Origin of the sequence: Pseudomonas sp. 6D_7.1_Bac1 (assembly GCF_025465945.1) — a bacterium.
Taxonomy (GTDB): Bacteria; Pseudomonadota; Gammaproteobacteria; order Pseudomonadales; family Pseudomonadaceae; genus Aquipseudomonas.
Genome location: NZ_JANLNW010000080.1, coordinates 1 through 12,029 on the forward strand (window position 1 = coordinate 1; position 12,029 = coordinate 12,029).

Below are 12,029 nucleotides of genomic sequence, written 5' to 3' on the forward strand. Positions count from 1 at the left end.
TATGCAGGTAGGGGTTTTGTTTTGCCTGCGAAAAAGTGACCTTCAATTTGGCTAGCTTTCCCGCGCCAGCTTCCACTGTCTGGTCAGGCGGACATAGACAATCACGTTGATCAGCAATACCAGGCTGCCCAGCCCTAGCTGTATCGCAGGAGTTAGTCCGGCTGGGTATATCAATGGCCACACATAGTGCTCGATGAAGCTGTCAGCGTAACCGTCCTGTCCGGCATTTTGGCGCAAGAGGTTTTCCCAGCGGGTCAGCGGGCAGGTCAACTGGAAGACTTCGACTACCACGGCCCACACAGCTGCGGGCAGGTGCCACCAGATCAAGTACCGCCATTTGAGCGCCAGCAGGCCGCCGAAGAGCGCGAACAGAATGAACAACAGATGAAACAGCACCAGCCCGTCGGCGGCTATTCGGTAAAACATGACGACTCCATCCTCTGATTTATGTCCATGGCAACCGAGTATGCGGTTTTGTCGAAATGAGACTGTTCGACTTCACCAAAACCTCACTTCCTCATCGTGATTCTATGTCCATCCCTTCGCCACCTATACTCAAAATACCAGGGTCGGAAATGCTGGCCGTTCCGTTTGGGCCGCGGGCAGGCTAGCGCTGTCGTGTCACTTCTAGGGGACTGCGATCTTGAATCTGCGTTTCCTGCTCGTTGTCTTGCTAGTGGTGTTGGCAGGATGTGCCACAGCACATCGCGCCTCCGAGCCGACTGCGCCGGTTGTGATCTCGGAAGCGACTTGGCAGCAGATTGATAAAGACATAGACGCCGCTTCATTGGCCTCCAAAGGGATAGTCAAGCGTTACACACGCAGCGCCATGGAGCGCTGGAGAGAGATGGTCTACCAGCGCACCGAAACAGACTTTATCCCTTGGTTTACGGGCTATTGGACCCAGCAATGGCTCTCCATGAAGGTGGGCTGGTACAAGATGAACAGCGGGGGAGAGGTCGATCCGGTGGTAAACCGGTTAACGGTCTACCTGGAGGAGCAATACCATGAGCGCGTGCTGGACCCTGTCGCCAAGGTCACCGATCCCAACGTGATCATGGCCGACGCAATTACCCTCTATTTACAGACCCTCGACGCGCATCTTGTGGAGATCCAGGAGCATTACAGCGCACCTCAAGATCAATTTGACCGTCGACTCAACGACATTCCAGCAATTGCACTGGCACCCCCCCCTGCACGCAACGCTTCGCTCTATCAGATTGCTCACGCCGAACCGGTTACCAAACTGCCAGCCTATCAGGCATTGATCGAACGGGTCCGCACCGCTAACAGCGGTGCGGGGGCAGGGTTATCGGACGCCGGTATATCGTCGGTGGCCAAGCGAGCCGGTGAAAAACTCGAGGGCCAGATTGCCACCCGTAGTGCGGCCAGTGCTGTTGCCGCGGCAGTGGGTCGAGTGGCAGGCGCAGTGATTTCCGTTGTGTCGGCGGGTATCAGCGCCTTCTCGAACGAGAATGATCGACCGGAGACGGAAGTGCAGCTACGCAAAAGCCTGGGTGACGCATTCGACAAAGCGTGGCTTGGGCTGATGGAGAACGAGGCCAACGGGGTGATGGCGGGGGTCTACTACATTTCGGGGCAAATCGAAGGCAGTCTCGCCAAAAGCTTGCCGGTCGTGCCCGAACCTGAGCCGCTGGAGTCTCCCCTGCAAGGTGCCCAGACGCTTCAGTAAGATAAAATACCCCGCGCGCCTGCTACTGAGCAGCGGGACATCCGCCGAGGGGCGCGCTGGCCATTTTACTGATCAGGCTGGCCAGGCGTTTAACGTTGTTCTGATGAGCCGCCACCAGGTCATCGATGGTCGCGCCGGCCGGCGTTTTCAGTGTTGTGTGGCAGGTCAGCGGTGCACTGCCTGCGTCCATTCCCGCAGTTTTCAGGTTCCATTTCACATCGACGAGTGCGTATTGACCTGGAACAGAATCAAAACGCTGCACATCGACCCGCAGCGATACTTTGCGCTGCGACGCCGTACCGGACAACTGATCGATCAAGGCGCTTTTCAATTCATCGGACAGGCTGGCCCCCCACCATTCGGTTTCCAGAATTGCCAGGCCACTATTGCCCTGGCGAATGACGATTTGCGGACGATCGACCTGGGGTGGCACGGTGACCCGCTCAATCTGGATATCGGCACCGCCACGCGAGCCTGTAGCCGGCTGGGCCGGAGTCAGGGTGTGGTAATGAATCGGATCACTGCGGCACGCAGCGAGCAACACCATCAGACTGAGCAACGAAACTTTAAGCGATGAAGACATGGGCGTGCTCCTGGGTCAGTTGCTCGAAGACGGTTGCAGGTCTTGCGCCGCTGCACCTTTGGGTCGGCCGCGCAGCAAGGATTCCGGATGCCGGGTCAGGTAGTCCGACAATTCACGCAGCGAGCGTGACGCGCGTCCGAGCTCGTCCAGGGTTTCGCTCAGTTGCTCACGTTGTGGCGAATCTTCGGCGAGGGTCGAGGTGGCCGACTGCAGGGTTTTGCTCATGTCCTGCAAGGTATTCTGTACGCCGGGCAGTGTCTTGCTGTTGAACTGCTTGAGGCCACTGCGCAGTTCCGTCAGATTGCTATCCAGGTTGTTGGCGATGCGCTCGATCGGCAGTTTGTTGATCTTGTCGACCATCGCCTGGAGCTGCTCTTGCAGTTGTTCGAGGCTCGCGGGAACGGTGGGTATCCTGACCGGCCGGGCGTTGGGATCGAAGGTAACCTTTTCGGCTTTGGGGAAGAAGTCCAGCGCAATGTACAACTGCCCGGTCAACAAGTTGCCGCTGCGGGCCTGAGCGCGCAAACCATGCTCGACAAACGAGCCCATGAGCCGGATGCCAGCTTGTTCGTCGTCGGGGTTGTGGTCCAAGGCCTTGAGCATCTTGATATGGGCCTGCCCCAAGCGTTGCGGGTAGAACACTATGCCCACGTTGATGGGGAAACTGCGGGTCTTCTCGTCGAAATCCAGGTTGATCGAGACCACCTTGCCGATTTCCAGTCCCCGGAATTCCACGGGGGCATCCACCTTCAACCCGCGCAACTCCTGATCGAAACGCAGCGACAGGAATTGCGCCTTGCCGTTGGGCGGGGCGAGAGCAGTCTGTTGATTGTCGAACAGCTCGAAGTTCTTGTTTTCGGCAGCTGGTTGATCGTTCGGGCTGTAGTCCGGAGCACGGAAGGTAATGCCGCCCACCAGCATGGCTGACAGTGACTCGGTTTTGACTGCAAAGCCATTAGCGCTGACATCGATGGCGATACCGCTGACATTCCAGAAACGAGTGTTTTCGGTGACGTGGACATCGTTCGGCGCCTTGACGAAGACTTCGATGTCTACACCCTTGCCTTCTGAGTCCAGGGTATAAGCGACCACCTCGCCGACCGGAATCTTGCGAAAATAGACGGGTGAGCCGATATCCAGCGAACCGAGGTCCGAGGTGTGCAGCATGAAGCGCTTGCCAGGTTCGCTATAGGTGATGGGCGGCGGAGCCTCCAGGCCAATGAAGGTTTTGGCTCGGGCGTCGGCGTGACCGGTGTCGGCACCGACAAAGGCACCCGAGAGCAAGGTATCAATTCCAGACACGCCGCCAGCACCAATGCGTGGCCGTACGACCCAGAACTTCGAGTCCTCGCGGGTGAAAGATTCAGCCTGCTTGACGAGTTTTACCGTGGCATCGACGCTCTTCTGGTCGTCGCTCAATTCGACGTCGGTGACATGGCCGATCACCACGTTGCGGTATTTCACCTCGGTCTTGTTGGCTGTCAGACCTTCGCCGGTCTTGAAGTTGAGGGTGATGGTCGGCCCTTGTTGCAGCCAGTTGTGCACCACCAGGGAAACCCCGACCAGCACCGCCACGATCGGCACGATCCAGACCAGCGAAACACTCCAGCGACGGGTCTTGATGTTAGCTTGGCCGGGCTGCGGTTGCCCCTCAGTGGCTTGCGACTCCATCCATGACCTCCTCGGATTTTCGGTTTTCCCAGATCAGGCGCGGGTCAAAACTCATTGCCGACAGCATGGTGAACACCACCACCAGACCAAAGAATAGAATTCCCGGCCGGGGCTCGATATCGCCCAACGCCTGGAACTTCACCAGCGCCGCTACCAGCGCGACGACAATCACGTCGAGCATCGACCAGTAGCCGATCAACTCGACGAAACGGTAGAGTTTTGAACGCTCTTTACGGGCCCAGAGGCTGCCGCGTTGTGCCGTGATCAGCAGCAAGGAGAGGGCAAAGAACTTGATGCCCGGCACCGCGATACTGGCGATGAAAATGATCAGCGCAATGTCCCAGGCACCATGCTCCCAGAACTCCAGCACGCCGCTGATGATGGTGCTGTCGGAGCCACTTCCAAACAGGCTGGTGTTCATCACCGGCAACACGTTGGCCGGAACATAGAACACCAGTGCAGCCAGCAGGTAGGCCCAGGTTCGGGTCAGTGAGTTGGCTTTGCGGGCATGCAAGGGGGCGCCACAGCGTTCGCACTCGTGGGGGTGGTCGGTCATGTCGCAGGCGTTGCCGCAGCTGTGGCACAGGCAAAGGTTGAGGTCGTGAGCCTCAGGTGCGGTGCTCATAGCGTGTCCCACAGCTCGCGAATATCACGGCCGGCAATGCGGATCAGCAGCAGGCTCAGTGCCGCGAGGGCGAACAGGCCGATGCCCGGCAGCACGTCGAGCAGGCCCGCGAGTTTGAACACCGCGACCATTGCCCCCAGCAGGCAGACCTCTAGCATGCTCCAGGGCCTGAGGGTTTCCAGCCAGCGCATACACAACTTGAACGCCGGCGAACGTTTTGCTGCAAGGGCGAAACTCAAGACCCAGATCAGTAACAGCAACTGAAAGATTGGCGCGATGATGATGGCGATAGCCGCAACCATGGCAATAAAGGTAATCGGCCCCTGGCTGAGCGCCAGCACCGAGTCCCATAAGGTGGCGCTGTTTTTCAGGCCCTGCATGCTGATACTCATCACCGGATAGAAGTTGGCGAACATCCACAGCACGGCGGCCGTCAGGCTCAAGGCCAGGCGCTGCTCCATCGACAATCCGTTGTAGCGCTGCAGCACCCCACCACAACGCGGGCACAGGGCAGTTTGATGTTTGGCGAGCGCGACTTTTTCATACACGCAATCGCAATGTTCACAGATGATCAGATGATCAGTCCTGGTCATGGTTCGCGCTCAAGGAGAAGTCGAAAGCTGCAGGTAGTTAAATCAATATAGAAGTGCCTCGCGATAGAGCAAATTTAAAGTGCGGGGGTTTGAGACAAGGCGGGACGGCAAGCGGTAGTAGCTGACGCACTCCACAACCAAAAACTGCGCGTTCTTGATGATCAAGAGCACGCAGTCACGGGTTCGGATTGATGGGCGAGGGGAGCTATTCGCCGCGAATGTACTGCTCCAGCTGCCGGATCAGCTCGGCCTGTTCGGCGATGGCTTCCTTGACCAGGTCGCCGATGGACAGCAGGCCCAGCAGTTGGCCGTCCTCCACCACGGGCAGGTGGCGCAGGTGTTTGTCGGTCATGATGTTCATGCAGGTTTGAACGGTTTGATGAGAGTCCACCGTAATCACCGGCGAGTTCATGATGTCGCTGACAGGGGTTCCCACCGAGGAGCGACCCTTGAGCACCAGTTTGCGCGCATAGTCGCGTTCACTGATCACACCAACGATCCGACCCTCTTCGAGCACCGGCAATGCACCGACGTTTTTTGCGGCCATGACCATCAGGGCTTCGAGCACCATCTGATGCGAGTTGATGGTGTGAACCTGCTGGTTCTGTTCGGCCTTTAACTTGAGCAGCTGCGCGACGGTCTTCATGAGGGCCTCTCCGGTGTTGTATTTATTAGGCGTCGCCAAGCGCGCTGACGCTTATACAGAATCATAGACGCACGCCAACAGAGCAAGAGGGCAAAGCGGCATTCAGGGGGGCTAAAAGCGTCATGGAAGGGTGTTTCAGCTATCGTCGGTGCTGTTTCGCTCTTGGGGCAAGAGTGACTGTGCTCTTGGCAGTCGCTGATAACCCGGGCGGGCTATCAGCGGCCTGACACGCGCTTAGCAGTAGCGGTCGACGACGTACACGTCGGACTGATTCTGTGCGCTCTTCCACGCCTGATTCAGTGTCTCAAGAACACGCCCGACAAAATCCTTGTCGGCGGCGGCTTTCTTGCCAACGTAACCCTGGCCGCGACGGTACATCTTCAGTCGGGCCCGCAAGTCACGTTTGTTCTTTTCGAACTCATCTTCATGGGCGTGGGGCGACAGGCAGTCGATATGCACCTGGCCCGACTCGGCAATCCACAGGATATGGCTGTCATGGCTGTCTTTGTGCGCTGCGAACATCCGAGCCAGTTCATCAATAGTCGGTTGATTGTTCAGATTCATGTGTAAGCCCCTTGACCAGTGTTTGATCTGTCTAGTTGGTTCGCTGATTCACTTCTCTACGTCGGTAAGTTGATATCTGGTACCGAAACCAGGGCGACAGTGGGTGTCTGCCGAATATCGGCAGGGCCTTGAGCAGGATGCATGTAGTCTTGCCGAGAAACTGCTACGCACGTGCGACACAGCGGGGAGAAACAGCGATTACCTGGATGTTGCTACCGACATTATTCAGTTCGGCCACAAGCATCTTGAGGGTTGATCGCCAGCGCTTCTCGTCCTTGTACTGGACGCTCATGCCGGGTCAGCTTCATCAATCTGCCTTGTGGGCAGTACACATCCGGGAACAGCTCGGCGGTCAGTCGAGCTTTTTCACAACACTTTTGCCAGTGCTCCCGATCGGGGAGACGTCCGCATCATGCAAGGGGAAAAACAACTCGTCAACGGTTTTGTAGTGAAAATTTTCAATCACTACATAAAACGCTTTGACGCCTTCAGGGTTGGCCTAGAGCCTTGTCCTACAATCACTTGCAGGGCAAACACAAAGGCAGCCGTGAGCATCGATGACGCGTAGAATCATCCCGTGAAATAGTCTTCGAGGTTGCAGTGGTGGATTTACAGCAGGGCTTCGTCTTGACCCGGCATTGGCGCGATACCCCGGCCGGCACGCAAGTCGAGTTCTGGTTGGCGACCGATCAAGGTCCAAGACTTGTCCGGCTGCCGGTTCAGTCGTCGGTGGCGTTCATCCCCGAGCAGCAGCGCGAGCAGGTCGAGCTGCTGTTGCGCGGCGAACAAGGTGTCGAGCTCCGCCCGCTGGGGTTACAGGATTTTCAGCATCGACCCGTGTTCGGGCTGTATTGCCAGCAACACCGCCAGTTGATGCACCTCGACACGCTGTTGCGCAGGGCCGGTGTCGATGTCTTCGAAGCAGACATACGCCCGCCGGAGCGCTACCTGATGGAGCGCTTCATCACTGCACCTGTATCATTCAGTGGGACGGCAGACGACACCGGCCTATTGCTCGACGCCCATCTCAAGCCTGCGCCGGACTATCGTCCACAACTGAAGCTGGTTTCGCTGGACATCGAAACCACCGAGCAGGGCGAGCTGTATTCGATTGCGCTGGAAGGCTGCGGTCAGCGCCAGGTCTACATGCTCGGGGCACCGAATGGCGACGACTCGCGGGTGGATTTTGCGCTTGAGTACTGCGATTCCCGAACCCTGTTGCTGAAAAAACTCAACGAGTGGTTTGTGCGCCATGACCCCGACGCAATCATCGGCTGGAACCTGGTGCAGTTCGATCTGCGTGTGCTGCACGAGCATGCCCGGCGCCTGGCGGTGCCGTTGCGTCTGGGGCGTGGTGGCGAGGAGATGCAGTGGCGCGAACACGGCTCGGGCAACAATCACTTCTTTGCCGCAGCGGCTGGCCGACTGATCATTGATGGCATCGAGTCGCTGCGTTCGGCGACCTGGAGCTTTCCTTCGTTCAGCCTGGAAAACGTCGCGCAGACGCTGCTGGGCGAGGGCAAATCAATCGATAACCCCTACCAGCGCATGGACGAAATCAACCGCATGTTCGCCGAGGACAAGCCCGCACTGGCGCGCTACAACCTCAAGGACTGCGAGCTGGTGACGCGGATCTTCCACAAGACCGAGCTGCTGACCTTCTTGCTGGAACGCGCCAGCGTCACCGGCTTGCCGGCCGACCGCAGCGGTGGTTCGGTGGCGGCATTCACTCACCTATACATGCCGCTGATGCACCGTCAGGGCTTTGTTGCGCCGAACCTTGGCGAACGGCCGCCGCAGGCCAGCCCCGGCGGTTTTGTCATGGACTCGCAACCCGGCTTGTATGAGTCGGTGCTGGTGCTCGACTACAAGAGTCTGTACCCGTCGATCATCCGCACCTTTCTGATCGACCCGGTGGGACTGGTAGAAGGTTTGCGTCACCCCGACGACAGTGAGTCGGTACCCGGTTTCCGTGGTGCGCGCTTCTCGCGGACACGGCACTGTCTGCCAGCGATCGTCGCCCGTGTATCGGAAGGCCGGGAAGTTGCCAAGCGCGAGCACAATGCGCCGCTTTCCCAGGCCTTGAAAATCATCATGAATGCGTTTTATGGCGTGCTCGGCTCCAGCGGCTGCCGGTTTTTCGATACGCGCCTGGCGTCGTCGATCACCTTGCGTGGGCACGAAATCATGCTCAGGACTCGCCAACTGATCGAGGCGCAAGGGCACGCGGTGATTTATGGCGACACCGACTCCACCTTCGTCTGGCTGCGGCGTGCTCACGGTCAGGAGGAGGCGGCCCAGATCGGCCGGGCGCTGGTGGCGCACGTCAACCAGTGGTGGCGCGACCATCTACTGCGCGAATTCGGTTTGCACAGCGTGCTCGAACTGCAATTCGAAACGCACTTTCGGCGCTTCCTGATGCCGACCATTCGCGGTGCAGAGGAGGGCAGCAAGAAGCGTTACGCCGGACTGGTGACGCGCGCCGACGGTACTGACGAAATGGTCTACAAAGGCCTGGAAACCGTGCGCACCGACTGGTCGCCGCTGGCCCGGCAGTTTCAACAGGAGCTCTACCTGCGGATCTTTCACCGTCGGCCTTATCAGGATTATGTTCGCGAGTTTGTGCGCGCGACGCTGGCCGGTGAGCACGATGAGCTGTTGATCTATCGCAAGCGCCTGCGTCGTCCATTGGACGACTATCAACGCAACGTACCACCCCATGTGCGCGCCGCACGCCTGGCCGACGAATACAACGATCGACAGGGACGGCCACTCCAGTATCAGAGCGGCGGCTGGATCAGTTATGTGATCACGGTGGCGGGGCCCGAACCGCTGGAAACCCGCAGCGCGCCGATTGACTACGATCATTACGTCAGTCGCCAGCTGCAACCGGTGGCCGACGCAATCCTGCCGTTTGTCGACGACGATTTCAGCACACTGATCGGTGGACAGCTGGGGTTGTTCTAGGTCTCAGACCATCGCCAGTCGATGCTTGCGGGTGGGGGCGCGAAACGCTCGATCAAGCGCCTGAAGATCTTCAGCATCGAGCTTCAATTCGCCAGCGGCGGCGTTCAACCGCACGTGCTCAGGATGTACGGCTTTGGGGATGGCAATCACGCCGTCCTGACGCAGCAGCCAGGCCAATGACACCTGAGCCGCAGTGACGTTATGGCGTGCGGCGATCTGCTTGAGTGTCGGCTCGACCAGAAGGCCCCCGGCCTGGGCAATCGGACAATAAGCCATTAACGGCATGCGCTGTTGCTGGCACCAGGGCAGCAGGTCGAATTCGATGCCGCGCTCCTCGAGGTTGTAGAGCACCTGATTGGTCGCGCAGGCGTCAGAGGCCAATTCGTGCAGGTCCGCTACATCGAAATTGGACACGCCCCAACGGCCAATCTTGCCGTCCTCGCGCAGGCGTTCGAAGGCTTCGACGGTTTCTTCGAGGGGAAACTGGCCACGCCAGTGCAGTAAATACAGATCGATGTAGTCGGTGCCCAAACGGCGCAAACTGCGTTCGCAGGCTTGGGGAATACCGCGATGGCTGGCGTTGTGCGGATAGACCTTGCTGACTAGAAACACCTGATCACGAACACCGGCAATGGCTTCGCCAACCACTTCCTCTGCGCCACCCTCGGCATACATCTCTGCGGTGTCGATCAGCGTCATTCCCAACTCGATGCCGGTGCGCAATGCGGCGATTTCACGGGTTCGTTGTTGTGGGTCTTCACCCATGCGCCAGGTTCCCTGACCAATCACAGGGACGGGGACGCCGGCCAGTTCGAGTGTTCGCATGACAACCTCCAGACGAGACTTGATGAATAGAAATTGGGCCGCAGCGAAACCAGGAGGTTCTATCGCACACTCGACGCAATCCATTTCATATATTTAAAAGGAATAAATATCTAGTTATTTATTCCTTTGTTTGTTTTTCGATCAGGTGCATTTTAGGGGCTCGCACAGCAGTGCTCACGTAGCTCAATTCGACAGGAAGCGTAGTCATGACCATCAAAGCGATCAACGTCCGCAATCAGTTCAAAGGCATCGTCAAGGAAATCCTGGAAGGACCGGTGGTCTCTGAAGTCGATGTGCAAACCGCCTCCGGCATTGTCACTTCGGTGATTACCACGCGCTCGATTCGTGATCTCGAATTGGTGGTGGGCAGCGAGGTCATTGCCTTCGTCAAATCCACCGAGGTGTCGATCGCCAAGCTCTGATGCGTTCAGCACCGGGCGTCATGCTTTACGTTTGAACACTAAAAAGCCCTGTTGCAGTAATGCCAGTCGGTTAAGAGGAAGGCGCGCTGAATGCCAAACCTGTGGCGAGGGAGCTTGCTCCCGCTGGGTCGCGAAGCGACCCCAAAATCAGCCACCGCGAGTATTCAGATGGAATGCGAATGCCGGATTACAACCGTTTCGCGGCCGAGCGGGAGCAAGCTCCCTCGCCACAATTGATCACCAGGCGATAGATTTTCGTTAGCCGACTGGCATTACTGCAGCAGCAGGGTTTTTTGTGGTGGTGGCCAACCGTCAGTCCAGCGGCTTGACGGGCGCTGCGGTGCTCGCTTCGGTAGTGGCAACCGGTAGCGGCTGATCGACCCATGACATGAACAACTGGTAACCCACCGCGAGCATCACCGGCCCGGTGAACAGCCCGATAATCCCGCTGGTCAGCATACCGCCCAGGGCGCCGATCAGGATCACCGGCATGGGCACCGCTACGCCACGGCCCAACAGCATCGGTTTGAGTACATTGTCGGAAAGGCCGGCGAGTATGATCCAGATCGCGAAGATGACCGTTGTCACGCCGACACCGTCCTGGGCAAATACGTAGATGGCCACTGGCGCCGTAATCAACAGCGTGGGCAACTGCATGATCCCCAGCAGCAACACCATCAACGCCAGAATGCCCGAGCCCGGAACCCCCATGACCACCAGGCCGAGGCCCACCAGAACCATCTGGATAAACGCGATGCCGACTACGCCCTGGGCTACGGTGCGAATGGTCGCGGTACACAGCGAGGCCAGTTCGGGGCCGCGCTCCGGGCCGGAAATCCGCGAAGCGATGGCCACTGCCGTGCGTTGTCCGTTATCGCCATTGGCCATGATCAGGCCGGCAATGAACAGCGCCAGCACAAACACCATGATCCCCGCGCCTACGCCAGCCAGTTGGGTCAACACGGTTTTGCTCAAGTCCTTCAGGTGCGGAGCAACCTGGGAAATAGCCCAGCTCAGGTCCTCGGAGGCGTGAGTCCAGAGTTTGAACAGTGGATCACCGATCAGTGGCCAACTCTGTACGACCGCGGGCGGCGGGGGGATTTCGATATCGCGGCCCTGTACGGTATGCATGCCGGCCTTGACCGATTCGGCGATCGATTCGCCCAGCAGGCTCAGCGGTGCGATGAGGCAGGCGAGTCCCAGTATCACCAGAATGATCGCTGCCCAACCGGTCCGGCCACCTAAAGCAGCCGCCAGTTTTTGATTCAGCGGGTAAAGCGTGATCGCCAGAATCACCGACCACAGCACGATATTCATGAAGGGACGGAATATCTGAAAGCAGACCATCACCAGTACTGCAATCATCCCGGCGCGGATCAGCACGTCGAGTAGTTCGCGAGCGTTGTTCAAACCCATGATTCGGTTGTTGCTCATCTGCAT

The 12,029-nt window shown here is 58.3% G+C and carries 12 protein-coding genes; 3 read left to right on the top strand and 9 right to left on the bottom strand.

Annotated elements, in window-relative coordinates; genetic code table 11:
- Positions 1-51 precede the first annotated feature (51 nt).
- A complete protein-coding gene (locus NTD87_RS24700; RefSeq protein ID WP_262116806.1) occupies positions 52-426 on the bottom strand; it encodes a DUF2784 domain-containing protein in 375 nt (124 codons plus the stop codon).
- A 217-nt stretch (positions 427-643) separates the two neighbouring features.
- On the opposite strand from NTD87_RS24700, the gene NTD87_RS24705 reads away from it, so the two are divergent.
- A complete protein-coding gene (locus NTD87_RS24705; protein ID WP_262116807.1) occupies positions 644-1,693 on the top strand; it encodes a hypothetical protein in 1,050 nt (349 codons plus the stop codon).
- Between the two features lie 22 nt (positions 1,694-1,715).
- Here the strand turns inward: NTD87_RS24705 and NTD87_RS24710 are convergent, their stop codons facing one another.
- From NTD87_RS24710 to NTD87_RS24735, 6 genes are all read right to left on the bottom strand, one after another.
- Positions 1,716-2,276 (bottom strand): PqiC family protein, encoded by a 561-nt coding sequence (locus tag NTD87_RS24710; protein WP_262116808.1) that lies wholly within the window; start codon positions 2,274-2,276, stop codon positions 1,716-1,718.
- 15 nt (positions 2,277-2,291) lie between these two features.
- Positions 2,292-3,947, bottom strand: coding sequence for an intermembrane transport protein PqiB (locus NTD87_RS24715; RefSeq protein ID WP_262116809.1), 1,656 nt, complete (start codon positions 3,945-3,947; stop codon positions 2,292-2,294).
- Positions 3,928-4,572, bottom strand: coding sequence for a paraquat-inducible protein A (locus NTD87_RS24720; protein ID WP_262116810.1), 645 nt, complete (start codon positions 4,570-4,572; stop codon positions 3,928-3,930). Before NTD87_RS24720 ends, NTD87_RS24715 begins: the two co-directional genes overlap by 20 nt.
- The gene (locus NTD87_RS24725; protein WP_262116811.1) at positions 4,569-5,165 is read right to left on the bottom strand and encodes a paraquat-inducible protein A; all 597 of its coding nucleotides are present in this window, start codon (positions 5,163-5,165) and stop codon (positions 4,569-4,571) included. Before NTD87_RS24725 ends, NTD87_RS24720 begins: the two co-directional genes overlap by 4 nt.
- 205 nt (positions 5,166-5,370) lie before the next feature.
- Positions 5,371-5,811, bottom strand: a complete 441-nt coding sequence (locus NTD87_RS24730; protein ID WP_262116812.1) for a CBS domain-containing protein — start codon at positions 5,809-5,811, stop codon at positions 5,371-5,373.
- 234 nt (positions 5,812-6,045) lie between these two features.
- Complete coding sequence (locus tag NTD87_RS24735) at positions 6,046-6,375, bottom strand: hypothetical protein (protein WP_262116813.1); 330 nt, start codon at positions 6,373-6,375, stop codon at positions 6,046-6,048.
- A 603-nt stretch (positions 6,376-6,978) separates the two neighbouring features.
- Here NTD87_RS24735 and NTD87_RS24740 point away from each other — a divergent pair.
- Complete coding sequence (locus tag NTD87_RS24740; protein WP_262116814.1) at positions 6,979-9,342, top strand: DNA polymerase II; 2,364 nt, start codon at positions 6,979-6,981, stop codon at positions 9,340-9,342.
- Between the two features lie 3 nt (positions 9,343-9,345).
- On the opposite strand, the gene NTD87_RS24745 is transcribed toward NTD87_RS24740, so the two are convergent.
- Entirely contained in the window at positions 9,346-10,167 is an 822-nt protein-coding gene (locus tag NTD87_RS24745) for an aldo/keto reductase (protein ID WP_262116815.1), read from the bottom strand.
- A 206-nt stretch (positions 10,168-10,373) separates the two neighbouring features.
- Between NTD87_RS24745 and NTD87_RS24750 the strand changes: the two genes are divergently transcribed.
- Positions 10,374-10,589, top strand: coding sequence for a molybdopterin-binding protein (locus tag NTD87_RS24750; RefSeq protein ID WP_054598130.1), 216 nt, complete (start codon positions 10,374-10,376; stop codon positions 10,587-10,589).
- A gap of 312 nt (positions 10,590-10,901) precedes the next feature.
- Here the strand turns inward: NTD87_RS24750 and NTD87_RS24755 are convergent, their stop codons facing one another.
- Positions 10,902-12,023, bottom strand: a complete 1,122-nt coding sequence (locus tag NTD87_RS24755; protein WP_262116816.1) for an AI-2E family transporter — start codon at positions 12,021-12,023, stop codon at positions 10,902-10,904.
- Positions 12,024-12,029 lie beyond the last annotated feature (6 nt).